The organism is Ectobacillus sp. (assembly GCF_056992975.1).
The window spans coordinates 1-20,706 of record NZ_JBXKMX010000311.1; the positions used below are offsets into that span (position 1 = coordinate 1).

Sequence of the window (20,706 nt, forward strand, 5' to 3'; positions counted from 1 at the left end):
ATTTTTTTTTGCCTTATATGTATTCGGTTTGCGTACATTTTTACTGTTTAGATAAAGAAATATACGCAGTTGTGAATGTAACAAAAAATTCACAAATTTTAAAGGTTGTGACTTTATGACAAGTAAATGGCCAATGTGGATTGATATTTTTTACTACGAAAAAGCTTCTGGACTAATCAGGAGATATGTAGGATGTATGAATAATGCCGTTATGATTCTTGAATCTATACATCGACTGGAACTAAGAGAAGAAAACATCGTTCAATGGATGGCTCATGATAAATTGCTACGAACAGATGAAATATCTCAGCTTTTTAGATTATACGAGAAACATAGAAAGGAGATTGAAAGTAAATATGAAAAACGGTAAACGATTAAGTAGAAAGCAAAAGTCTATAGTAAAACAAGTAAATTTAAATCCTGAAAACTGGCTTGTCACTAAAAATCCACCTGGAGAATTACATATCTTACATAAAAATAGTAACAAAACAAGGATCATACCATGTTAGACCTATACATTGCATTAGAGGATATGGATTTTGAATGGTCTAGATCAAAGATAGAAGAGGTACTTGAGTATTGGAATAAAGGCGATTCATTAGAAAAAATAGCTTATTTAGTGAAACGAGATATTGATGAGATTGCTTTATTAATTATGGATCTTGGAAACAAATTATTTAAGCCAAGAAGTAACGGTATTTATTCATCTAATCGTCTAACTAATTTTTCATCAAAAGAAATTCAAAAAAGGAAACGTTTTTTTCGAAATAAGTCTAGTTATTTAGTCTTTTCTAACTGCGGAAAAGAATTTTTTTGGAAAAGTCATGAGATTTTAACAGTCGAACTACTATGGAATACTGGTTTATCAGTTCAAGTGATAGCCAAAAGAATTAAAAGAAAAGCATTTGAAATTATCCTTTTAATTATGGATCGCTGCAAGAAACAATCGATATATCCAAGAAATCATGGATTAGGAGAACGTCATGTTGGATGAAATCGCTGATTTAACAAATAACCTAGAAACATTTAAGCAACTGCTTGAAGTACAAGATATTGAGGAAATAGATGGGTTTGTTCATAAATAGAAAGGAAGTCACCAGATGAAATGGGAAAAGGCAACTTTAGAACAATTACTTGTCATTCTTTATCATGAAGACTGCCCTTTTTATTTAAAAAAACAAGCATATGAAGATATATATAGGAGGATGTCAATACATGGATTACCAATTCAAACATTTACTTTCACAGCAAGCTGAACTTGATAAACAGATCATATCCAAAAAGAATTTACCAGAAGAGGACCGTCTTTTGAAAAAAGTAGTGGCATTTAATACAGAATTAGCCGAATTTGTAAATGAACTACCTGAATACTTTAAATTTTGGAGTAATAAGTCAAATGATTATAAAAAAGCCATTGTGGAATATGTAGATGGTCTTCATTTTATTTTGAGTATGGCCAATGACATTGGGTTTAAAAATTTGACATTAACACCATATGAAATAGCGGTCTATTCAAAAAAACACTTTATTAATCAAATGATTTATTTGTATTTTGTGTCTAGTAGATTAGCATCGATGAGAAAACCCATTTATATTGAAATGTTATTAGCTGCCTATATCGGATTAGGTAACTTAGTTGGATTTAAATGGGATGATGTCGTACAAGCCTATTTAGATAAGAATAAGGTGAATCATGAAAGACAAGAAAATAACTACTAATAAAGTAGGAAAAACAAGTCAATGTTCATGCTGCACAAGAGTATTCATTATAACCAATCAAGAACAAGTGAACTATTGCAGTACAAAATGTGAAAAGGAACATGATCTTTTTAGGCAGGTGATTCGATGAATCAGATCGATTATCAAAGACAAATTATCCGCGAAGAATATGTAAGCGAAAGCGAAATTCATCAAGCGGCAAAAGAAATCAAAATGGAAATGAAAAGGAGTGCTCCATATGGGGGAAACAGAAGGTCAAGAGTTACTGAACAAGCAAGAAGAGCAAATTCTATCTCTTCAACAAGAAAATAAAACCTTATCAAATGAATTACTTGAATTAAAACAATCCTATAAAGAATTAGATGAGTTAAATGAAAAAAATCAACAAGAACTACGTAAACGAATAGTAAAAGAAGTAGCTTATTCTAAAGCTCTTACTCATATTTTACATAATCACAAATTTACTATAGAAGAAATTGATCCAATCAGCGAGGCTTTGCTTGCATCGTTACAAGGATAAGGGGTGTCCATATGTCAGAAAAAGTAGATCAAGCGTATTTAGTTGTTGATGATAAAACGATCCATTTAAATCCACCAGAATCCGGTTTTGGAAAACAAGAAATCACCTGGGCAGATGGGAAAATAATCGCTTTTGATACAACAAGTAAAAATAAAGTAAGAAAGGGGAAATGTATATGACAGCGATCATGATTGGGATTCTTCCCATACTCATTTTAATATCATTACTTTCATTAGCTATTATTGCAGTCGATCAAAAAAAAGAAAAAAAGATGTATCAGTTAGAAATGGACCAATTTCGTAGAGAAATGGAAAAATTAAAAAAACAAGCACATATAGCTGAATTCAATGCGAAGGTTGCATCAAATATGGTGAATGTAGCTGGAGGAGAAATTTATAAGTTTAGAAATAATATCACATTTGTCGAAAGTGCGATTCGAAAATCGGTTCGAAAGAAAAAAATTCGTTCAAAAAAGAGAAAAAAATAAGCTTCATTATTCATGATTTTATGCACATCGTTCAAACTAATAACAACTTCCTTAAAAAGGTAAATGTTGATGTATCAACGATTTGAAGAGAATGCATAAAAGACAATAAATTTATCATTTGTAAACACCTTGATATAAATGGGTTTGTTGATAAATTAACTGCCGAAAATGTCTATTATGTAAACTAGTAATGTATAAGAGTGTATACAATATTCATATTTATTTTGTCAAATCGAATGGAGGATTCGTAATGAAGGGAACTGGAGTTGTAAGAAAATTAGATGATTTAGGACGTGTTGTAATACCTGTAGAAATTCGAAGGAATAACGGGTGGAGCGAAAATCAACCACTTGAAGTTTTGGTAGAAGAAGACAAAGTCATTTTAAAAGCTTTTAAATCTTCAGAGTTTAGTAACCATAAAACAAATGCTGTAAACAATCTAAACGAAGTATTAAAAAATGCCTCTGAAACAGATCGCAAGTTGATTCGAGAAGCGTTGCAATTTTTAGAAGAGTGGAAATAGCAAACAGAATCAGGTGTTTTAAATACCTGGTTCCTAATAAGCAGAGGATGAGTGACACTATACAGTTCACATGTTCTTTCCCCCTGAACCATCCTCTGTTTATTAGGAATTTTTAAATAAGAAAGGAGATTACACAATGGGAGCTGTCATTCAATATATGAATCAAAATGGAAAAAGTTTTGAAAGATCCTGGTGTAATAGAAATAATTTAAAGTTCAACGCTTTAGTAAAGTGTTTTGTCCAGTATCAAGGAGAACATAAGATTCATATTATTGAAAAACCGTCTACAAGACAAGCTACATTTTACGAATGTTGTAGATTTGCTGAAAAAATAAAAAGTGAATATGGCGATAATTTAAAACAGTTAATCATCTGGAATTTAGATGAACTTAAATCGAAATCAAATTGGTTTTAAACGAAAGAAATTTAATGGTTAGGAGGTATTAGTAATGCAAGGAGTTTGTATTGATCCCTGGCAGTCATTAATGATACAGAAAGATCAAAAATATTATTTATTCGAGCATGGACCGAATAATTATTTAGTTAGCAAATTTAATAAGAAAAGTTCCCATTTCGGAAGCTTTCAACGGAAATATTTTAAATTAATTCAAGAGAATAAAGAAGAATGGCCAGATGAACCAGATTGTTCAAATGGTTTTTATGAGTTAGATCCTGATAAGACATATAAGGCACGTTTAATCTGGAGGAAACCCGGTTATAAAATGACTGAATTAGGATTTTATTATATAAAACCTAAAAAAACTCATTGTTATTTTTGGCATGATCCACAGATGGAACATGCTGGAGGTTGTTATCCATTACATTGGTTTTGTGATTTTATTGAATACACACATGCGGAAATATGTGAGGAACAAGTGATTAAAGAACAATATCATCAAGAATTGCCACCAGATGATTGGCAGCAATTAAATTTGTTTGATTTTTAAGTACATATTCGACACAGAAAGTGTAGCAAAGGAAGAAGGTTTTTTCTTGAAGAACCATATCATATTTTTCAGTGGCGGGAAGTCCTCCTTTTCTGTTGCTGATTGGGTAAAGAATAACTATCCAGATGATAATATCGTCCTCTATTTCACTGATACGCTTTGGGAAGATGAGGATCTATATAGATTCATTTACGAAGCAAGCGACAAATTAGAATTACCTTTGCTTTATCACAGCCGGGGGATCACGCCGCCACAGTTAATGGTCCTACAAAGATTTATGGCTAATAGTAGAGTGGGAACGTGCAGCAAAGAACTGAAAATGAAGGTATCTGCCGATTACTTGAAAAAAGGTATCGTTCCAGAGATTGAAAAGTGGTACAACAAGGAATTTTTAAAGAGTGAGAGTTTTATAGAAGGAGCGACACTGTATTTTGGAATAGGATTCGAGGAAATGCATCGGGAAGGACCAATAAGAGCAAATTGGAAGCAGTTTGATGTATGTATGCCTCATATCGAAAACATTATTGATAACGATGAAATTCTAAAGAAATACAATATTAGACAACCAAGGTTGTACGACATGCAATTCGCTCATAACAACTGCAAGGGTAGATGTGTAAAGGCTGGGCAAGGCCATTTTAAAAATTTGCTGATGAAGGATGAAAAAACTTATCTTCAATTGATGGAGCAAGAAATTGTAATAAGTGACTATATCAGATATACGAAACAGCCTGCTATTAAAAGTGGGAAATCAAAGGATTACATGTTTAAAGATGTTTATGAGTTTATCTCCACTGGAAAGAAATCAGACAAGATAAAAAATATACTTGAAGGTCACAAATATTTAAAAAATGCTCGATTTGGAGAAGACAAGAATGGAAATGACATTAAAAAACCATACACTTTCATGAAAACTAAATCGCTAGTGGAATTAGAAAGAGATCCTATCCAGTGTGATATATGGGACATTGGTGGTTGTGGGTGCTATGTCGATTATGAAGATGCATTTTCCATGGGTTGAATGTTCATGTTTGGATCCTGAATAATGTCTGTGGATCCGTTTGATTATTCGTATTTTATAAATGACACATTATGTTTAGGAAGGGATGGATTTCGATGATTGCTAAATGTATAGATAATAGTCATACATGGAGAAATGTTCTTACAATAGACAAAGAATATGATGTTATAGAGTTATATAATGACCCGAATGCAGGATATAAGATGATAAAAATCAAATGTGATGATGAGGAAATTAGACCTTATAGAGCAAATAGATTTATTTTAGGCTGATGCACATTACGAAGATTTAGCGCAATAAGAAAGAAGGAGAGTTAATGGATAATCGCATGATAGATCGGATGATTGCTGAAAAACTGATGGGATGGGAATATGAAGAAGACCGTTATGGTGCAGGATGGAAAAATGATAGAGGTTTATATTCTCATAGAGTTAATTGTTGGAATCCTTCAACTCGTATTGAGCAGGCTCAAGAAGTCATTAATAAACTTTGTTATGAAAAAGTTGAAACGGGATTTAAACTAGAACTTTTTTATAAAGGATATTGGGCCACTTTTAATATCAATGGAAAAGAATACTTTAGTGGTCAACAAATTTCAGATTCTTTGGCAATATGTATAGCTGCATTGAAGTCAGTAGGTATAGATTATGCCAGATAAAATAAGAGAGAAGGTCGAGAAGTGATAGTTGAGTATAAAGGTCAAAGATATTCAGTTATTGGCGAATCTGAAACAGTTTATATAGCCACTGAACCATTTTTTGAGGTAGATGGAGACACTATTCATATCCCTAAAGAAGAAGCAAAAATTATCAAGTAGTAGAAAGGGCATGTAGAAGGAGTAAATCATGAAGGAATTATTCGAAACATATAATAGACATGCTTTAAAACTAGGACTAAGAATGGAGATTTATCATTCGAGCATTGTTGATTGGAGAATAACGATAGAGCAGAAAGAAATTAGATTAAAGCAGGATTCTGTAATTGTCGATGTACAGAATTGTGATTATGAATATGTTTTAGCAAAAGCTCAAGTTGAACTGAAAGAATGGCTATCCAAAAATAATGGCGGTTACTGAATATTACGTTACAAAAATGAAGGAGGTAAACGATGGCAAAGATAATTATTAATACTGAGTTTGCGAAGTCTGTTGAAAGATTGTTGAGTAAAGGGAAAGACCCTTTGTATGAATATTCGTGTTATGAGTGTGGTGCAGAGTATGTTACTGAAGATCGAGATCTTATATATTGCAACTCCGAGAAGTGTTTAGATAAAGATCATCGTTTACATGGACCATATCTATTTGAACAATGATTCATATTCCGACCATTAACAGTACATTGAAAGGATGACAAAAATGGAGAAAATGAAATTCCATTGGGAAAAAGGAGAAAAGTCAGGTCACTTTACTGTTACAGCTTGTAGTATTGACAAGTGTATTGAAATAGCCAAAGAAGAGATAGAAAAAGATGGTGGAGAAATGGTTGATTGGTATTCAATTTAATTCGTAGTTTGTTAAAACTTTGATATAGGAAGGAACATGAATTTTGAAGCAGATTGAAGTTATGGTTTCACCAGACGCAGAGGAATTCTATTTAGCGTGCAGCACTGGTTGGGCAAAGGTAGTAGGTCACTTAATTGAAGTTGGAGAATTACAATTTAGTGCTGTTCCAATAAAAGACTTTATACGAGTCTCAGAAGTTGAATCAGGTGCAAAACTATTAGATATACCTGTACCCGAAACAATTGAAAGTTATGAGGAAACATTAATGTTTCTAGAAATAAATGTATCGGCAAATATCGTAATGTTGATTGAGAAAGCTGGTATTGAAAAAGTACAAAATAAAATTAATCTCATGAAGAAAACTGTTTTTGATAAATTTGGGCAGAAACCTACCGGTCAAAAAATTAATACAGAATGGATTAAAGCAGACGTAAGTGATGTATTGAATTAATATACATCACATTAGAAGGGAGTAAAAGGATGGCTAATACAGATGGTATGACAAAGAAGTTTACAGTGATCAAGGATAGTGATATATGGAATGCCAATGCTGTCGCTAGAACTCAACTAGAATGTGCTTTAGATTCTATCAAAGCAGATAGGAAAAGGAAGGCAAGAAAGAAAATACTTACCTTGTAATCAATATAGACGAGCCTTATGCAAATGAAGTTATTAAAATAATGAAACAGCATGGTCACTGGGGTTAAACTAATGCAAATATATATTGGAAAAGGTCGTTGTGCTTATTGTTTACAGAATAAAAAAGTTGTGAAGATTGGCAGTTATGATGCAAAACAAGCACTATGTAGAAAATGCTTAAAGGATCTTTCTGAAGATAAAGATCTTAAATGATAGTGTTGTGTTCCGTAGAAATAACTAAGTAAGAGGCGATTTAAAACTATGCTAAAAGACACTAATTATTATGTGTGTCCAAAATGTAAATCTCGTTCAGGAGACACAATGATACCAACTGGAAGACTATACGGAAACTATACTGAGTATCATTTGAATGAAGAATGTAAATGCAGAAAATGTAGTTGGATTGGTACATTTACTAATATGGATAAAGAAAAAGATTCATAAAGTTTAATACGTAATATGAGGAATGATATAAGGAGATGTAGATTTTAAAATAAACAAAGAGGATTTTGCATATTGTGAAAGCAAACGTCAAAACGAACAAATAATTCGTTCTATTGTCGTAACTTGCGAAATATCATATAGCATACATACAATGCTATGATTTTATATCATCCTATAAATCGGTGAAATCATAGCAGACAACACCTAAAAAAGAAGAAGATTCATGCCATATTTTAATAGATTAGGAGAACATATAGGATGGAATTACAAAATGCTTTAACATTCGCTACACCAAAAGGTTTATCGTTAGAAGATATGTCAAAGGTACAAAATCAATTAATCGGTGAATTTGATTGGTTAGCGCCTCGCGATTTAACCGTACAAAATATCATTCAATCCGAAAAGGATGGAACCATTACATTTCTATATGGGGATGAACCATATGAACAAATCGTTTGTATCACGTTTGATAAAAATGGGGAAAATCTGTTTGTTCATTCGAACGACGCAGATGTAGCCATTGATATCTATAAATCATTATGTGAACTCGAATGGGGATGGGTGGAGATCTAATGCATGCAGCTATCAAACCAAGAAAAATGAGGCCAACGATTGTCAGTCGTCGGAGAAAAGAAGAAGCTGAGAAAGCCATTGATGAACTACTGATGAGAGGATTTATCGTAATGTATCCCTTAACACGTTGCACAAATGGGTGTTATGTCGCCAAGTTAAAACGAAATGAATCCATTACTGAAAGTAATCAAACCGATCATTCTTCATGAAACAAATAGTTAATGCGCCTGAGCGCGTTATAGCGACATGCTACCGAATCAAACAAAATACGAATTGTCTGGCCAGACCTGGAGGACATCATTTGGAAACGGAAATCCCGTTCAAATGATGTCCTCTTTTTTTATGCCAAGGAGGAGTTTATATGTCCAATCAACCATCTAATCAACGAAAAATGAAGCATGTCATCAAATGGACCGTTCATCCTATGCGAAGAGATAAACGAACAGGAGCCACGCGTCCTGTACCAATGGATTCCTATACAAAATATGCATTCGATGAAATCGAAAGACAGTTCAAAAAATGAGGAGCTTAAAGTACTCACTTACATGTTCTTTATAAAGAAATTCAGCTAGGAGGTGACTTGTTTTGTCCATTTATGAAGCCGCAACATCCATCGAAGACTTACTGATCCAATACAAGGATACACTGAAAGATACAAAGAAAATCATCGCTTCTTTAGAAAAAGAAATCGAACCTTACAAACGGATCTATGATGATACGGATCAACCGAAAGAAAGTAGAATGCAAGCAAAAGAAGAGGCCACTCCTCTTCTACATGACAAAACAATCTATGCCAGTATGAAAAATGAAATCGAATTTGCGATGGAGTGGATGAAAACAGGTCACTGTCCGAACCACACAAGAGGCATCGAGAGACGGGCTTCTTATGAAAAAGAAAAACCATTCGATCCTTTAGTCATGCAGAAGTTTTTTAGAAGTGAAGAGAATACATACGAATGGGACCGGGAACCGAAGCAACAGGTCATCGGAACCTATGATAAAACGATGGTAAAGGAAGTCTTATCTGTCTTAACGGACCGGGAAAAAGAAGCCTATCTCTTATCAAGAGGTCATGCATTTACCCAACGGAAAGTGGCGGATATGATGGGCGTCACGCGTGATAGCATCAAAACGATGTTAAAACGAGCTGAGAAGAAAATCGGAAAGAAGGTTGTGCAGCTGAAAGAAAGGAGTGGGGCCTGATGGAATATGTTCAACCGATTCGAGATATGGAAACCGTTGAGAAAATGAAAGCGTATCTGAAAGAAAAGAATGAACGGGATTATGTCATGTTCATGGTGGGGATTAACACAGGCTTACGAATCTCCGATATTTTAGATTTAAAAGTAGGGGATGTGAAAGGAGACTACATTCGAAGAAAAGAAATCAAGACAGGAAAAGGAAGAAGAACACCGATTAATAAGAGTTTACGAAAGGCACTTGATCCGTATATCAAAGGAAAAGACGACGAGGACTACTTAATCAAAAGCCGGCAAAAGAATCAAGAAGGACTGGTGAAAAGTATTAATCGAACGACGGCCTACCGGATTGTGAAAGAAGCAGCACTTCATGCTGGATTTAAAGATAATTGCGGGACTCATACGATGCGAAAAACATTCGGCTACATGCATTATCAACAAGAAGGGAACCTAGCAGCCTTACAGAAAATTTTCAATCATGACAATGAACTCGTGACGATGACCTACATTGGACTCGAGGATGACTACTTAGATAAAACAATTATGGGACTGAATCTCTAACCCCATTGCGTTTTATCTTTTTTTATTCACAAATCTCTTTAGTGCAACACAATCTTTCGATTGTTCACTCATGAATAAAATATTTTTAAAAACCAGTGATAGCAAGGGATGAAGAGGCGTAAACGACTGCAACACTATTCTAAGATATGATGCACTGAAAAATATCTGTCCCCCAAATGCCCCTAATAAGTGAAAGAGTAAAATGTAAACATTTATATAAAAGTGGGTTGAAGCCTTGATACAGATGGGTTTTCACCACTTTTTTAACAGTTGGAATAATCAGGGAAAAACAATGGGTCCTCCTGGCGATTTGAAAAGCCTACGGGTGCATACGACCCCAAAAAGCGTCCAGTTTCTGGGCGCAAAAGCCGATTGCGGATTCAGGAGCCAAGCCTCTTGGGAAATAATTTCAAAAGGAGGGGTGGAGCCTTGACACAAAAGGATTCTGAAAATGAAAAATACATTATCACAACAAGCGAAATGTGCGAAATCCTTGGGTTAAAATCCAGAAGAATTCAGCAATTAGCGAACGAAAAAGCGCTTGTGAAAGTTGGATTTGGTAAATTTCACCTTCCTGCCTCGATTTCTGCTTATATCGAGTATCAAGTGAATAAGGTGAAGCCGACAGGAGAAGAAATTGACAATGGAGTGGAAACGGCGCTTTGGACTCGGGCCAGAAAAGAAAAAACCCAGCTGGAAGTCCAGATTATTAAAGGAGAATTACACCGATCAAGCGATGTCGAGCGTGTCATGAATGATATGTTAGGGGGATTTCGGGCGAAATTATTGTCGCTTCCAACGAAACTTGCCCCAAAAATCGTCGGGCAAACCGAGATTCCGGCGGTCAAAGACCTCTTAAAAGAAGCGATTTATGAAGCGATGAATGAATTATCCGATTATGATCCTCAAGTTTTCTATGATTATAGTACGGATAAAATGTTCTTAGAAGAAGAGGTCGAAATAGAAGGAAATCAAGCGCATCATGAACGGAAATAATCCGAAAAAGGACACGATTTCTCTTTTTACACGCTTGGCAAAAGACATTTTATCGCCGCCTCCTGATTTAACGGTAGCCGAATGGGCGGATTCTTACCGGAAACTATCGAGCGAATCGAGTGCAGAACCGGGTCAATGGAATACAGACCGGGCTCCTTATCAACGAGAGATTATGAATGCCATTACAGACCCGAAGTATGAGGACATTGTCATCATGGCCAGTGCCCAGGTCGGGAAAAGTGAATTGATTTTGAATGCGGTCGGATATCATATTGATTTTGACCCGGCTCCGATGTTAATCATTCAACCAACCGAGCAAAAGGCAAAAGATTTTTCAAAAGAACGGTTAGCACCGATGATTCGAGATACACCGAACCTACGAAATAAAGTAGCGGATTCGAAAACGAGAGACGGGGGAAACACCACCTTACAAAAAACCTTCCCGGGTGGATATGTCGCACTTGGTGGAGCAAATGCCCCGAGCGGTCTTGCTTCTCGTCCGATTCGGATTCTGCTTGCGGATGAAATCGACCGATTCCCGGCGAGTGCTGGAAGTGAAGGGGACCCGTTAGATCTCGCCGAAAAACGGACGAACAACTTTTATAATCGGAAAAAGATTAAAGTATCGACTCCAACCAATAAAGGAAGTTCACGGATTGAAGCCGAGTTTTTATTGAGTACAAAAGAATATTATCACTTGCCTTGCCCGAATTGCGGAGAGTATCAGCCGTTACGCTGGGAACAGATTGACTTTGAAAGTGAGTGTCATCGATGCCGAGAGTGTGGGATGCTTCATAATGAGTATCAGTGGAAAAACCAAAAGGGAAAATGGGTAGCAGAAGACCCGGACGCGTCGATTCGAGGATTTCATTTAAATGAATTGTTAAGTCCTTGGCGGAAATGGCGAGAAATTATTGAGGCGTTTAAAAAAGCCAAAATAAAAGGAAACGAAGCCATGAAAGTATGGGTGAATACCTCTCTTGGCGAAACATGGGAAGAAGAAGGGCAAGAGCTGGACCAAGATGATTTATTTAATCGCCGGGAAGAGTATGAAGCGGATGTACCCGAACCCGTCAAACTCTTAACAGCTGCCGTCGATGTGCAGGATGATCGCTTTGAAATTGAAGTAGTTGGATGGGGCGCTGGAAAAGAATCATGGGGCATCGAATACCATCAACTATACGGGGACTTGAAACAGCAAAAGATATGGGAAGAGCTGGATGAGTATTTGTCTCGCACATGGGAAAAAGAAGACGGCCGTAAGTTTGGAATTGCTTGTACCTGTATGGATAGTGGCGGTCACTTTACACAAGAAGTCTACCAGTTTACGAAACCAAGAGAAGCCCGTCGCATTTATGCGATTAAAGGGAAATCTGTTCAAATGGGCGAATATGTGCCTCTGATTGCTGGATATATCAGACCGAAACCAAGTAAAACGCTTCTCATTCATTTAGGCGTCAATGATGGGAAATCTCGGGTCATGTCGAATCTACAATTAGTCGATTTTGGTCCGAACTACTGTCATTTCCCGGAAGGACGTGGGTATGGTCCCAAATATTTTGAAGGGTTAACCGCCGAACGACTCGAGACAAGGTATTCAAAAGGGGTACCGTATCAAGTATGGAAAAAGATTCGGGCCCGAAACGAACCACTCGATTTACGGGTGTATAATACGGCAGCGCTTGAGATTTTAAACCCGAATCTCGAAAAAGAATATACGCTTATCCCGAAACGAAAGGTCCGAAAACGAAAAGTAGCCTCGAAAGGAGTGAGTAAATGAATGGGATTACATTAGAACGAGCAAACATTCACTTAAATGCTTGGCTCGATGCGGAGCTTGCGGTGACAACCGGGCAAAGCTACAGCCTCGGGACGAGGCAACTTACACGAGCGAATCTAACGGAAATTAGTAAACAAATCACGTTTTGGCGAAATGAAGTAGCAAAGTTAAGTGGGAATAGTCGAAAGAGAGTCATGCGCTATGTGCCACGCGACTTATAGAGGTGAAAATGGATGAATATTTTGGACAAAATGGTGGAAGCCGTGTCACCGAACCTGGCATTGAAGCGTTCCGTTGCCAGGCAACGATTGAAAGTGCTCAATCAAGGGTACGGGGACCACGGAGCGAACACAAAGAAAAAAAGTACAATTGGCTGGCAAAGTCTTTCCGGTTCGGCGCTTGAGGATATTGAGTACAACATCCCGAAATTGCGTGAACGTTCTCGTGATTTGTATATGGGATCACCTCTTGCGACAGGTTCCCTAAAAACCATGCGAACGAACGTGATTGGGTCCGGGTTAAAGCTCAATGCCCAAATCGACTATGAATATTTAGGGATGACCTTAGAAGAAGCCGATCTTTGGGAAACAAAAGTCGAAAGAGAATTTTCCCTATGGGCCGAATCCATCACATGCGATGCACAAAGGATGAACAATTTTTATGAACTGCAGCAATTAGCCTTTTTATCTTGGTTGATGAGTGGGGATTGTTTTGTTTTATTACCGGTTATCCAACGAGTGGGCATGCCCTATGATTTACGGGTTCAAGTGATTGAAGCAGATCGTATTTGTAATCCAGATACCTACATTCATTCGTATGATCATAAGATCGTGAATGGAGTCGAAATCAATACAAGAGGCGAAATCATCGCCTATCATATTGCCCAAAACCATCCTCATTCGCTCTCCCACCAGAAAAATACCTGGACACGGGTTGAAAAGTTTGGAGCGAAAACAGGAAGACCGAATGTGATTCATTTAATGGAATCCGAACGACCGGAACAACGGAGAGGCGTTCCCATTTTAGCGCCTGTTGTCGAAAGTTTAAAACAATTATCTCGTTATACGGATGCAGAACTGATGGCAGCGGTGATTTCAGGGATGTATACCGTATTTGTCACAACCGAATCCAAGGATAAAAACGATGGATTTGGGATGGGCCTTCCTGATGAGGAATTAGTAGATGAAGAAGATGATACCTCTTTAGAAATCGGGAACGGATCTGTTTTATTTTTAGGAGAAAATGAAAAAATCCAAGAGTCAAACCCCGGTCGACCGAATACCGCGTTTGATGGATTTGTCACAAGCATTTGCCGACAAATTGGGGCAGCCATTGAAATTCCTTATGAATTGTTGTTAAAAAACTTCACTTCTTCTTATTCGGCGAGCCGAGGCGCACTACTGGAAGCATGGAAAATGTTCCGAATGAGACGGAATTGGATGGCAAATGATTTCTGTCAGCCAATTTATGAAGAATTTTTAGCGGAAGGGATAGCGAAAGGACGAATTTCAGCCCCTGGTTTTTTCTCGGACCCACTCGCACGAAAAGCTTACTGTACAGCGGAGTGGAATGGACCGTCTCAAGGTCAAATTGACCCATTAAAAGAAGTGAATGCAGCAGAAAAACGGGTTGCTAATGGATTTAGTACACGAGCAAGAGAAACGGTCGAACTAACAGGTGGTGATTTTTATAAAAATCATCGTCAACGAGTGGTCGAAGAACAGTTGCGAAGAGAAGGCGGTGTCATTGAGGATGGAAATCCAGTCCTACCCGTTGAACCACAAGAACCGATTGATCCAATAGAAGATTGAGGGGAGGTGAGAAGATGAAAATTAACATTAAAGGACCGATTATTTCGAATAGCGAGCAATGGATCTATGATTGGTTTGGTATTGATGCCACGAGTCCAGGGAAAGTCATCCAATTGTTAGATGAAGCAAAAAATAAAGATATCGAAGTCGACATTAATAGTGGCGGCGGCTCTGTATTTGATGCTTCTGAAATTTATACGGCGTTAAAAGAGTATAAAGGATTTGTAACAGGGAAAATCGTCGGAATTGCGGCAAGTGCAGCCTCTGTTATTGCAATGGCATCAGACAAATTATTGATGTCTCCGACAGGACAAATGATGGTTCATAATGCGTCCACTACCTCGCAAGGCGATTATCGTGATATGGATAAAACATCATCCTTTTTACAAAACGTCAATCAAACGATTGCGAATGCCTACAGTATGAAAAGTGGAAAGCCCTATACGGAATTATTGGACATGATGGATGAAGAAACCTGGATGACACCACAGCAAGCCTTACAGTATAACCTGATTGATGAAGTCATGTTTGAAAACCAAGCACCAGGCATCACGGCCAGCACGAATCAAATCATGTTGCCGCAAGAAGTCATTGATAAAGTGCGGAATGAAATGGGCAGACAGTCGATGCCGATGGCTGTAAACCAAGTGAATCCCCAAAAGGAGGCGGAAAAACCGATGAATTTGGAAGAATTAAAAAACAATCACCCTGATTTATATGAGCAAGTGAAAAACGAAGGCTATCAAGCCGGAGTCAAAGCGGAAAATAGCCGCATTAAAGCCGTTGAAGATGTAGCCATTACAGGATATGAAGAATTAGTGAATAAAACGAAATTTGAAACGATGGATTCAGCTGAAACACTCGCGATGAACATCATCAAAGCACAAAAAGAGCAAGGACAAACTTTTTTAAATCAGCGAGCTGAAGATGCCGGGACGCTTGATAATGTAGAAGGAAGCGCAGCGCCTGAAAATGGCGGAGAAGATGATGCGGCAAAAGCAGAAAACACAGGAAAAAGCATTGCGGGCTTTATTAACAAAATGCGAGGAGGTCATCAATAATGCCAGAACAATTAGTAACGACACAAGGAACTTTTACAGGTGACAATTTATTCGCTGGAGTCGTACAAAACGTTGTAACGGACGCGATTACAGTAAAAATGGGTGCTTCTTACGTGAGAGGGTCTGTTATAGCACTAGATGCAGCAGGAAAGGCGGTTCTAGTTGATTCGGCATCTGTTACAGAATCGATTAAAAAACCATATGGTATTTTAACAGATGATGTCGATACAACGGCTGCTGATGTGATGTCTACTGTTTATCTTACAGGAGAATTCAACGAGGATGAATTGACATTCGGTGGAACAGATACAAAGGCTACTCATAAAGTGGCATTACGTGAAATCGGCATTTTTCTAAAATCAAACCAAAAAGCCTAGGAGGAAACTAGACCATGACAATTAATTTATATGATACTAGAACACTATTAGCGGCTATTGAGTCTATGATGCCCGTACGAACTTATTTAAAAGATACCTTTTTTCCAGTACCTCAAACATTTACAACCAAACATGTAGATGTAGAGTATCGTAAAGGTCGCAGAAAAATGGCTCCATTTGTCTCCCCACGACTTGCTGGGAAAGTGGAAGACCGCCAAGGATTTACAACAAAAACATTTGAGCCAGCTGTTGTGAAGCCATTACGTATTTTAACAGGTGATGATATTAACAAGCGATCATTTGGGGAAAATATCTATTCTACGAAGAGTCCTAGTGACCGTGCCATTGAAATGGTAGCAAAAGACTTAATGGAAATGGATGAGGAAATTACTCGCCGTGAAGAATGGATGGCCTCTCAAATTCTATTCACTGGGAAGGTAGATATTATTGGTGATGGAGTAGATCAACAGCTTGATTTTGGTTTTACCAATAAGGAAACATTAAGCGGTACCGATTTATGGTCGGATACAACGAATAGTGACCCGATCGCTGACTTAAAACAATGGCGTTTAGCTATTATTCAAAAGTCAGGCGTGACACCAGATGTCGCGATTTTTGCATCCGATGTCATCGATGCCTTTACGAATCATCCAGCTGTACAAAAAGTCATGGATAACAACCGAATTATTTTAGGTAAAATTGAACCTCGTACTCTTCCAAATGGAGTCACATTCATCGGTTCTATTTCTTCTCTAGGTTTAGATATTTATAGTTACGATGAATGGTATTTTGACGAAATTACGCAAACAGAAAAACCAATGGTGCCAGCTGGTAACATTATGATTGGTTCTACTCGTGCTCGTTCTTCTATGTTGTACGGGGCTGTGACGTTAACGGATATCAGAACAAGTGGTTTTATGACGTATGAAGGGGCTCGTATTCCTGACTCATGGATTGAAAAAAGCCCAGCTTCCAGGTTCATTCAATTACACAGTAAACCACTTCCAGTTCCGCATGAAGTCGATTCTTGGTATGTAGCAAAAGTGCTTTAAGGGGTGATGAAACGTGGCTATTAAATTAAAAGGGAATGTCCGACATAATAGAACACTCTATCGTGCTGGGGACATCATCGAAAAAGTGAAAAAAGAAGAAGCACAGCGTCTCGTTGATTTAGGAGTCGCTTTTTTTGTTGGAAATATACCGGATTCAAAAGTGGAACCGGATGATTCAGAAGAGAATTCAGCCAATCTTTCCCCACTCGATGAGGAAGACCCAGCTACACTTTTAGATGAAAGCTTTTCTTATGAGGAGTTAAAAGAAACAGCAGCAGCGGTTGGCATGGAATTCAAAGGCAACATTGGAAAGAAAGGTTTAATCGCGCTGATCATCGAACAAAACAAGATCGATTTGTTTTTTGAAGATGAGGAATAAAACATGCCTAAGCTGAATGAGTATTTTACATCAGACTTAGACAATACGTTCTTTAATTCAGGAGAATTCGCAACAGAAGAGACAATCGATGGAGTGCCCATGCTTGTTGTTATCGATGATGATCAATTGCAAAGGTACAATTTAAAAAATGGTGGAGAAGGGCTTGCACAAGGCGAGCTTCTTTTTCATGTCCAGACATCCAATTTTACGGAACTACCATTCGTCGAGAAGCGGTTGCTGTTTAATAGCGATATTTATGAAATTATTCACCTTTCAGAAAATGAAGGCATGTACACCATTACGCTGGCGAGGTACTACACATGAAAGAAGATCTAGTCAGTTTAGATGAAAAACTATTAAAAGAAGTCCAAGACAAGCTTGGTTCTTTTTCTAAAAAAGCGCCGAATGTACTAGTGAGTGCTCTGAATCGGACCGTGACCAATGTAGCCTCTAATGTAAGCAAGGAAGTAAGAAAAGAGTATACCATCAAAGCGGCAGATATTAAGAGCACATTAACGAAGACCAAAGCAAGTCGTTCGAATCTAAGCGCGGTTGTACAGTCACAAGGCGAGTTACTTCCACTGGATAAGTTCAAAGTTTCACCTCGAACGGTACAGCCGAATAGAAAAAAAGCAATCAAAGTAGGCATCAAGAAAACCGGATTAAAACCCATTTTGCATGCATTTGTGGCAGATGTGAACGGAATAAAAGTATTTGAAAGGAAAGGTAAATCACGTTTACCCGTCCGAAAATTGTTTGGTCCATCCATACCTCAGATGTTAAAAAATGAAGAAGTGCGAAATCGCATCAATCAAGAAAGCTCTGATACCTTTTATCGCCGTTTAGATCATGAAATTAATCGGATTCTTGAAAAAGGAAGTGCTTCATCGTGATTCCTATTCCATTACAAGAGGCCTTAGAATCCAAATTGAAAGAACTATTCACCAGTAGGGAATTTAAAAATCCACTAGGTGGAGAAAATGTAGCTTTGAATATATATAATCAAAGCTTGCCAAAACGAAGTAAAAATGAAATTAGTTTGTATCCATACGTCATTATTAAGCTATCTGAAGGTGAACAAGTAACCTCTACTTCTCCTGATGTGGTCAAAATCATGTTCATTATAGGGGTATTTGATAATGACAACGAGAATCAGGGACATCGTGAAGTGACGAAAATCATGAATCGAATAGCTGAAAATCTCAAGAAACATCCATTGGTTGATAGGGAATACGATTTGATTTATCCATTCCGGTGGGTAATTCATGATGAAGACACGAGCCCCTATTATTTTGGTGGAATTGAAACGATGTGGAATGCTGCTACATTCTCTCGTGAAGATGTGGAGGATTTAATATGAGCGAAACAACGACTAATCGAACAATAAAAGCAACTAAAACGCAAAAAACAGTAGAAAAACAAACGGTGATGTATGTGGGTGCCAGTTTAAATAACGGAAGACTTCACCAATTTTCGGTATTTAATAACGGGTTCCCTGCTTTCCTAACCGAAGATATTGAAAAATGTCCGGCCATTAAGGCACTGATGGTTCCTATTTTAGAATCTGGTGAAGCTAGGCAACGATTATCGCAGCAAGGAACTGCAGAACATACTTTAAACTCACAAATCATTCAATACGTAAGGAGTGAAAATTAATGCCATATGAACACGGGATTACGATTCAAGAGAACGCAACATCCGTCACACCTCCTATAAAAACAAGTGCTGGAGTACAGGTCGTAGTAGGTACAGCTCCTATTCATTTATCACAAGATCCAACGGCTGCCGTTAATAAACCGATTTTGGCTTTTACGTATGATGAAGTAGTTAAAAAGTTAGGAGATAGCGATGATTTTGCCAAGTATACACTTTGTGAATCCATCTATGCCTCTTTTAAACTATTTAAAGTGGCTCCAGTTATTTTTATTAACGTACTGGACCCGGCTATTCATAAAACAGCTGTACCAGATGCTACTGTATCCTTATCAAATGGAGACGGAATGATAGATGCAGAAGGCGTATTGCTTAATACCGTAGTGGTGAAAAGTACAGATGGAATCACAACTTATGTAAAAAATACAGATTATACGATTGCATTTAATACCAATGGAAAACCTGTCATTTCTGTTGTATCAACAGGAGCTATTACGGCTGGAACAGCAAGTGTAAAAGTCACATATGACAAATTAAATCCGAGCGCCGTAACGGAAACTGATATCATCGGTGGATATGACGCAGCAACTGGAAAGTATACAGGTATTGAACTTGTTCGCCAAGTATTTCCTATGTTTAATCTAATTCCAGGGCTTATTTTGGCTCCTGGTTGGAGTCATATCCCAGAAGTGGGCCTTGCTATTGATGCGAAAAGCAGAAAAATTAATGGAAGCTTCAATTGCATGAACATTTTAGACGTGGATACAAGCACAGTAAAAAAATACGAAGATGTATCAGTGTGGAAGTCTACCAATAGCTACACAAGTGAAAAAAGTGTGGTTTTATGGCCTAAAGTAAAAATTGGAGAAAAGGTTTTACACTTTAGTGCTGTTCAAGCGGCATTAATGGCCTTTACGGATGCAAGTAACGAAGATGTTCCATCTGTATCACCATCTAATAAACGTTTACCAATTTCAGCTACAGTTATCGCTGATGGAACAGAAGTATTCCTTGAACAAACTCAAGCGAACTTCCTAAACGGCAATGGTATTTGTACAGCAATCAATTGGAACGGATGGAGAACGTGGGGGAATAACACAGCTATTTATCCAAGTTCAACCGACCCTAAAGACCGATTTATTTCTATTCGTCGCGTATTTGACTGGTGGGGCAATACTTTCATCTTAACGTATTTTGATAAAGTGGATGATAATACGGATTATCGTCTAATCGAAAATGTTGTAGACAGCGAAAACCTAAGAGCTAATGGATTCCAAGCTCGCGGTCAAATTGCTGGTGCTTCTATTGAATTTAGACAAGAACTAAATCCAATCACCGATATCTTGAATGGCAATATTATTTTCATTCAAAAAATTGGCGCGTTTACACCAGCTGAAAATATCGTTAACATTTTAGAATTTGACCCTACTATTCTAAGCAATTCGCTAGGAGGTAATTAATA

38 protein-coding genes are annotated in these 20,706 nt (G+C 37.4%); all 38 read left to right on the top strand.

All coding sequences use genetic code 11. From position 1 onward, the window contains the following. Positions 1 to 115: 115 nt before the first annotated feature. The 38 genes from AC11ZT_RS13895 (at position 116) to AC11ZT_RS14080 (ending at position 20,704) form a co-directional block, all read left to right on the top strand. Complete coding sequence (locus AC11ZT_RS13895; protein WP_484060166.1) at positions 116 to 370, top strand: hypothetical protein; 255 nt, start codon at positions 116 to 118, stop codon at positions 368 to 370. Further along, positions 357 to 509, top strand: a complete 153-nt coding sequence (locus tag AC11ZT_RS13900) for a DUF6906 family protein (RefSeq protein ID WP_484060167.1) — start codon at positions 357 to 359, stop codon at positions 507 to 509. Before AC11ZT_RS13895 ends, AC11ZT_RS13900 begins: the two co-directional genes overlap by 14 nt. Before the next feature lie 23 nt (positions 510 to 532). Further along, positions 533 to 994, top strand: coding sequence for a hypothetical protein (locus AC11ZT_RS13905; protein ID WP_484060168.1), 462 nt, complete (start codon positions 533 to 535; stop codon positions 992 to 994). A 106-nt stretch (positions 995 to 1,100) separates the two neighbouring features. Continuing rightward, positions 1,101 to 1,256 carry a hypothetical protein gene (locus AC11ZT_RS13910; protein ID WP_484060169.1) on the top strand — a complete coding sequence of 52 codons (156 nt, stop codon included), beginning with the start codon at positions 1,101 to 1,103 and terminating at the stop codon, positions 1,254 to 1,256. After that, positions 1,216 to 1,719 carry a dUTP diphosphatase gene (locus tag AC11ZT_RS13915; protein ID WP_484060170.1) on the top strand — a complete coding sequence of 168 codons (504 nt, stop codon included), beginning with the start codon at positions 1,216 to 1,218 and terminating at the stop codon, positions 1,717 to 1,719. The genes AC11ZT_RS13910 and AC11ZT_RS13915 overlap by 41 nt, the downstream gene beginning before the upstream one ends. A 238-nt stretch (positions 1,720 to 1,957) precedes the next feature. Beyond that, positions 1,958 to 2,239: a hypothetical protein gene (locus AC11ZT_RS13920; protein ID WP_484060171.1), complete on the top strand. Its 282-nt coding sequence runs from the start codon at positions 1,958 to 1,960 to the stop codon at positions 2,237 to 2,239. A gap of 11 nt (positions 2,240 to 2,250) precedes the next feature. Further along, positions 2,251 to 2,418, top strand: a complete 168-nt coding sequence (locus AC11ZT_RS13925; RefSeq protein ID WP_484060172.1) for a DUF3954 domain-containing protein — start codon at positions 2,251 to 2,253, stop codon at positions 2,416 to 2,418. Next, positions 2,415 to 2,726, top strand: coding sequence for a hypothetical protein (locus tag AC11ZT_RS13930; RefSeq protein ID WP_484060173.1), 312 nt, complete (start codon positions 2,415 to 2,417; stop codon positions 2,724 to 2,726). The genes AC11ZT_RS13925 and AC11ZT_RS13930 overlap by 4 nt, the downstream gene beginning before the upstream one ends. Positions 2,727 to 2,976: 250 nt before the next feature. Next, on the top strand, positions 2,977 to 3,249 hold the full coding sequence (locus tag AC11ZT_RS13935; protein ID WP_484060174.1) for an AbrB/MazE/SpoVT family DNA-binding domain-containing protein: 273 nt from the start codon (positions 2,977 to 2,979) through the stop codon (positions 3,247 to 3,249). Between the two features lie 136 nt (positions 3,250 to 3,385). Then, on the top strand, positions 3,386 to 3,664 hold the full coding sequence (locus tag AC11ZT_RS13940; RefSeq protein WP_484060175.1) for a hypothetical protein: 279 nt from the start codon (positions 3,386 to 3,388) through the stop codon (positions 3,662 to 3,664). A gap of 34 nt (positions 3,665 to 3,698) precedes the next feature. Next, a complete protein-coding gene (locus tag AC11ZT_RS13945) occupies positions 3,699 to 4,196 on the top strand; it encodes a hypothetical protein (protein WP_484060176.1) in 498 nt (165 codons plus the stop codon). 46 nt (positions 4,197 to 4,242) lie between these two features. Further along, positions 4,243 to 5,217, top strand: coding sequence for a phosphoadenosine phosphosulfate reductase family protein (locus AC11ZT_RS13950; protein ID WP_484060177.1), 975 nt, complete (start codon positions 4,243 to 4,245; stop codon positions 5,215 to 5,217). 95 nt (positions 5,218 to 5,312) lie between these two features. After that, entirely contained in the window at positions 5,313 to 5,489 is a 177-nt protein-coding gene (locus tag AC11ZT_RS13955) for a hypothetical protein (RefSeq protein ID WP_484060178.1), read from the top strand. A 44-nt stretch (positions 5,490 to 5,533) separates the two neighbouring features. Further along, positions 5,534 to 5,875 (top strand): BC1872 family protein, encoded by a 342-nt coding sequence (locus AC11ZT_RS13960; protein WP_484060179.1) that lies wholly within the window; start codon positions 5,534 to 5,536, stop codon positions 5,873 to 5,875. Positions 5,876 to 5,896: 21 nt separating this feature from the next. Continuing rightward, on the top strand, positions 5,897 to 6,034 hold the full coding sequence (locus AC11ZT_RS13965) for a hypothetical protein (RefSeq protein ID WP_484060180.1): 138 nt from the start codon (positions 5,897 to 5,899) through the stop codon (positions 6,032 to 6,034). A gap of 28 nt (positions 6,035 to 6,062) precedes the next feature. Beyond that, positions 6,063 to 6,293, top strand: coding sequence for a hypothetical protein (locus AC11ZT_RS13970; RefSeq protein WP_484060181.1), 231 nt, complete (start codon positions 6,063 to 6,065; stop codon positions 6,291 to 6,293). 32 nt (positions 6,294 to 6,325) lie between these two features. Further along, positions 6,326 to 6,529 (top strand): hypothetical protein, encoded by a 204-nt coding sequence (locus AC11ZT_RS13975; RefSeq protein ID WP_484060182.1) that lies wholly within the window; start codon positions 6,326 to 6,328, stop codon positions 6,527 to 6,529. Between the two features lie 43 nt (positions 6,530 to 6,572). After that, on the top strand, positions 6,573 to 6,719 hold the full coding sequence (locus tag AC11ZT_RS13980) for a hypothetical protein (RefSeq protein WP_484060183.1): 147 nt from the start codon (positions 6,573 to 6,575) through the stop codon (positions 6,717 to 6,719). Between the two features lie 43 nt (positions 6,720 to 6,762). Further along, the gene (locus AC11ZT_RS13985; protein WP_484060184.1) at positions 6,763 to 7,170 is read left to right on the top strand and encodes a hypothetical protein; all 408 of its coding nucleotides are present in this window, start codon (positions 6,763 to 6,765) and stop codon (positions 7,168 to 7,170) included. A gap of 29 nt (positions 7,171 to 7,199) precedes the next feature. Then, positions 7,200 to 7,358 (top strand): hypothetical protein, encoded by a 159-nt coding sequence (locus tag AC11ZT_RS13990; RefSeq protein WP_484060185.1) that lies wholly within the window; start codon positions 7,200 to 7,202, stop codon positions 7,356 to 7,358. Between the two features lie 702 nt (positions 7,359 to 8,060). Further along, a complete protein-coding gene (locus AC11ZT_RS13995; RefSeq protein ID WP_484060186.1) occupies positions 8,061 to 8,375 on the top strand; it encodes a hypothetical protein in 315 nt (104 codons plus the stop codon). Then, a complete protein-coding gene (locus AC11ZT_RS14000; protein WP_484060187.1) occupies positions 8,375 to 8,584 on the top strand; it encodes a hypothetical protein in 210 nt (69 codons plus the stop codon). The genes AC11ZT_RS13995 and AC11ZT_RS14000 overlap by 1 nt, the downstream gene beginning before the upstream one ends. Positions 8,585 to 8,736: 152 nt before the next feature. Beyond that, positions 8,737 to 8,898: a hypothetical protein gene (locus tag AC11ZT_RS14005; protein WP_484060188.1), complete on the top strand. Its 162-nt coding sequence runs from the start codon at positions 8,737 to 8,739 to the stop codon at positions 8,896 to 8,898. A 62-nt stretch (positions 8,899 to 8,960) separates the two neighbouring features. Next, the gene (locus AC11ZT_RS14010; RefSeq protein ID WP_484060189.1) at positions 8,961 to 9,578 is read left to right on the top strand and encodes a sigma factor-like helix-turn-helix DNA-binding protein; all 618 of its coding nucleotides are present in this window, start codon (positions 8,961 to 8,963) and stop codon (positions 9,576 to 9,578) included. Beyond that, positions 9,578 to 10,135 (top strand): site-specific integrase, encoded by a 558-nt coding sequence (locus AC11ZT_RS14015; protein ID WP_484060190.1) that lies wholly within the window; start codon positions 9,578 to 9,580, stop codon positions 10,133 to 10,135. The genes AC11ZT_RS14010 and AC11ZT_RS14015 overlap by 1 nt, the downstream gene beginning before the upstream one ends. A gap of 429 nt (positions 10,136 to 10,564) precedes the next feature. Next, entirely contained in the window at positions 10,565 to 11,131 is a 567-nt protein-coding gene (locus tag AC11ZT_RS14020) for a hypothetical protein (RefSeq protein WP_484060191.1), read from the top strand. Then, positions 11,118 to 12,911, top strand: a complete 1,794-nt coding sequence (locus tag AC11ZT_RS14025) for a phage terminase large subunit family protein (RefSeq protein WP_484060192.1) — start codon at positions 11,118 to 11,120, stop codon at positions 12,909 to 12,911. The genes AC11ZT_RS14020 and AC11ZT_RS14025 overlap by 14 nt, the downstream gene beginning before the upstream one ends. Further along, on the top strand, positions 12,908 to 13,132 hold the full coding sequence (locus tag AC11ZT_RS14030; RefSeq protein ID WP_484060193.1) for a DUF6148 family protein: 225 nt from the start codon (positions 12,908 to 12,910) through the stop codon (positions 13,130 to 13,132). Before AC11ZT_RS14025 ends, AC11ZT_RS14030 begins: the two co-directional genes overlap by 4 nt. Positions 13,133 to 13,144: 12 nt before the next feature. Continuing rightward, entirely contained in the window at positions 13,145 to 14,722 is a 1,578-nt protein-coding gene (locus AC11ZT_RS14035) for a phage portal protein (protein ID WP_484060194.1), read from the top strand. 14 nt (positions 14,723 to 14,736) lie between these two features. Further along, positions 14,737 to 15,783, top strand: coding sequence for a head maturation protease, ClpP-related (locus tag AC11ZT_RS14040; protein WP_484060195.1), 1,047 nt, complete (start codon positions 14,737 to 14,739; stop codon positions 15,781 to 15,783). Next, entirely contained in the window at positions 15,783 to 16,160 is a 378-nt protein-coding gene (locus AC11ZT_RS14045; RefSeq protein WP_484060196.1) for a head decoration protein, read from the top strand. Before AC11ZT_RS14040 ends, AC11ZT_RS14045 begins: the two co-directional genes overlap by 1 nt. Before the next feature lie 14 nt (positions 16,161 to 16,174). Next, positions 16,175 to 17,212: a major capsid protein gene (locus AC11ZT_RS14050; RefSeq protein ID WP_484060197.1), complete on the top strand. Its 1,038-nt coding sequence runs from the start codon at positions 16,175 to 16,177 to the stop codon at positions 17,210 to 17,212. A 13-nt stretch (positions 17,213 to 17,225) separates the two neighbouring features. Beyond that, positions 17,226 to 17,591: a DUF7210 family protein gene (locus AC11ZT_RS14055; protein ID WP_484060198.1), complete on the top strand. Its 366-nt coding sequence runs from the start codon at positions 17,226 to 17,228 to the stop codon at positions 17,589 to 17,591. A gap of 3 nt (positions 17,592 to 17,594) precedes the next feature. Continuing rightward, positions 17,595 to 17,915, top strand: a complete 321-nt coding sequence (locus AC11ZT_RS14060) for a hypothetical protein (RefSeq protein ID WP_484060199.1) — start codon at positions 17,595 to 17,597, stop codon at positions 17,913 to 17,915. Then, a complete protein-coding gene (locus tag AC11ZT_RS14065) occupies positions 17,912 to 18,484 on the top strand; it encodes a phage tail protein (RefSeq protein ID WP_484060200.1) in 573 nt (190 codons plus the stop codon). Before AC11ZT_RS14060 ends, AC11ZT_RS14065 begins: the two co-directional genes overlap by 4 nt. Continuing rightward, entirely contained in the window at positions 18,481 to 18,951 is a 471-nt protein-coding gene (locus AC11ZT_RS14070; RefSeq protein ID WP_484060201.1) for a hypothetical protein, read from the top strand. Before AC11ZT_RS14065 ends, AC11ZT_RS14070 begins: the two co-directional genes overlap by 4 nt. Then, on the top strand, positions 18,948 to 19,247 hold the full coding sequence (locus tag AC11ZT_RS14075) for a hypothetical protein (protein ID WP_484060202.1): 300 nt from the start codon (positions 18,948 to 18,950) through the stop codon (positions 19,245 to 19,247). The genes AC11ZT_RS14070 and AC11ZT_RS14075 overlap by 4 nt, the downstream gene beginning before the upstream one ends. After that, positions 19,247 to 20,704, top strand: a complete 1,458-nt coding sequence (locus tag AC11ZT_RS14080; protein WP_484060203.1) for a phage tail sheath family protein — start codon at positions 19,247 to 19,249, stop codon at positions 20,702 to 20,704. Before AC11ZT_RS14075 ends, AC11ZT_RS14080 begins: the two co-directional genes overlap by 1 nt. Positions 20,705 to 20,706 lie beyond the last annotated feature (2 nt).

Excerpts from the sequence above, each read along its gene's own strand:
- AC11ZT_RS13970 (WP_484060181.1), top strand. The coding sequence starts at position 6,063 with ATGAAGGAATTATTCGAAACATATAATAGACATGCTTTAAAACTAGGA.
- AC11ZT_RS13925 (WP_484060172.1), top strand. The coding sequence starts at position 2,251 with ATGTCAGAAAAAGTAGATCAAGCGTATTTAGTTGTTGATGATAAAACG.
- AC11ZT_RS13990 (WP_484060185.1), top strand. The coding sequence starts at position 7,200 with ATGGCTAATACAGATGGTATGACAAAGAAGTTTACAGTGATCAAGGAT.
- AC11ZT_RS13920 (WP_484060171.1), top strand. The coding sequence starts at position 1,958 with ATGGGGGAAACAGAAGGTCAAGAGTTACTGAACAAGCAAGAAGAGCAA.
- AC11ZT_RS13975 (WP_484060182.1), top strand. The coding sequence starts at position 6,326 with ATGGCAAAGATAATTATTAATACTGAGTTTGCGAAGTCTGTTGAAAGA.
- AC11ZT_RS14065 (WP_484060200.1), top strand. The coding sequence starts at position 17,912 with ATGAAAGAAGATCTAGTCAGTTTAGATGAAAAACTATTAAAAGAAGTC.
- AC11ZT_RS14080 (WP_484060203.1), top strand. The coding sequence starts at position 19,247 with ATGCCATATGAACACGGGATTACGATTCAAGAGAACGCAACATCCGTC.
- AC11ZT_RS14040 (WP_484060195.1), top strand. The coding sequence starts at position 14,737 with ATGAAAATTAACATTAAAGGACCGATTATTTCGAATAGCGAGCAATGG.
- AC11ZT_RS13915 (WP_484060170.1), top strand. The coding sequence starts at position 1,216 with ATGGATTACCAATTCAAACATTTACTTTCACAGCAAGCTGAACTTGAT.
- AC11ZT_RS13905 (WP_484060168.1), top strand. The coding sequence starts at position 533 with ATGGATTTTGAATGGTCTAGATCAAAGATAGAAGAGGTACTTGAGTAT.
- AC11ZT_RS13945 (WP_484060176.1), top strand. The coding sequence starts at position 3,699 with ATGCAAGGAGTTTGTATTGATCCCTGGCAGTCATTAATGATACAGAAA.
- AC11ZT_RS13930 (WP_484060173.1), top strand. The coding sequence starts at position 2,415 with ATGACAGCGATCATGATTGGGATTCTTCCCATACTCATTTTAATATCA.
- AC11ZT_RS13900 (WP_484060167.1), top strand. The coding sequence starts at position 357 with ATGAAAAACGGTAAACGATTAAGTAGAAAGCAAAAGTCTATAGTAAAA.
- AC11ZT_RS14060 (WP_484060199.1), top strand. The coding sequence starts at position 17,595 with ATGCCTAAGCTGAATGAGTATTTTACATCAGACTTAGACAATACGTTC.
- AC11ZT_RS14035 (WP_484060194.1), top strand. The coding sequence starts at position 13,145 with ATGAATATTTTGGACAAAATGGTGGAAGCCGTGTCACCGAACCTGGCA.
- AC11ZT_RS13940 (WP_484060175.1), top strand. The coding sequence starts at position 3,386 with ATGGGAGCTGTCATTCAATATATGAATCAAAATGGAAAAAGTTTTGAA.
- AC11ZT_RS14045 (WP_484060196.1), top strand. The coding sequence starts at position 15,783 with ATGCCAGAACAATTAGTAACGACACAAGGAACTTTTACAGGTGACAAT.
- AC11ZT_RS14030 (WP_484060193.1), top strand. The coding sequence starts at position 12,908 with ATGAATGGGATTACATTAGAACGAGCAAACATTCACTTAAATGCTTGG.
- AC11ZT_RS13955 (WP_484060178.1), top strand. The coding sequence starts at position 5,313 with ATGATTGCTAAATGTATAGATAATAGTCATACATGGAGAAATGTTCTT.
- AC11ZT_RS14000 (WP_484060187.1), top strand. The coding sequence starts at position 8,375 with ATGCATGCAGCTATCAAACCAAGAAAAATGAGGCCAACGATTGTCAGT.
- AC11ZT_RS13895 (WP_484060166.1), top strand. The coding sequence starts at position 116 with ATGACAAGTAAATGGCCAATGTGGATTGATATTTTTTACTACGAAAAA.
- AC11ZT_RS13935 (WP_484060174.1), top strand. The coding sequence starts at position 2,977 with ATGAAGGGAACTGGAGTTGTAAGAAAATTAGATGATTTAGGACGTGTT.
- AC11ZT_RS13910 (WP_484060169.1), top strand. The coding sequence starts at position 1,101 with ATGAAATGGGAAAAGGCAACTTTAGAACAATTACTTGTCATTCTTTAT.
- AC11ZT_RS13980 (WP_484060183.1), top strand. The coding sequence starts at position 6,573 with ATGGAGAAAATGAAATTCCATTGGGAAAAAGGAGAAAAGTCAGGTCAC.
- AC11ZT_RS13995 (WP_484060186.1), top strand. The coding sequence starts at position 8,061 with ATGGAATTACAAAATGCTTTAACATTCGCTACACCAAAAGGTTTATCG.
- AC11ZT_RS14025 (WP_484060192.1), top strand. The coding sequence starts at position 11,118 with ATGAACGGAAATAATCCGAAAAAGGACACGATTTCTCTTTTTACACGC.
- AC11ZT_RS14005 (WP_484060188.1), top strand. The coding sequence starts at position 8,737 with ATGTCCAATCAACCATCTAATCAACGAAAAATGAAGCATGTCATCAAA.
- AC11ZT_RS13960 (WP_484060179.1), top strand. The coding sequence starts at position 5,534 with ATGGATAATCGCATGATAGATCGGATGATTGCTGAAAAACTGATGGGA.
- AC11ZT_RS14050 (WP_484060197.1), top strand. The coding sequence starts at position 16,175 with ATGACAATTAATTTATATGATACTAGAACACTATTAGCGGCTATTGAG.
- AC11ZT_RS14075 (WP_484060202.1), top strand. The coding sequence starts at position 18,948 with ATGAGCGAAACAACGACTAATCGAACAATAAAAGCAACTAAAACGCAA.
- AC11ZT_RS14015 (WP_484060190.1), top strand. The coding sequence starts at position 9,578 with ATGGAATATGTTCAACCGATTCGAGATATGGAAACCGTTGAGAAAATG.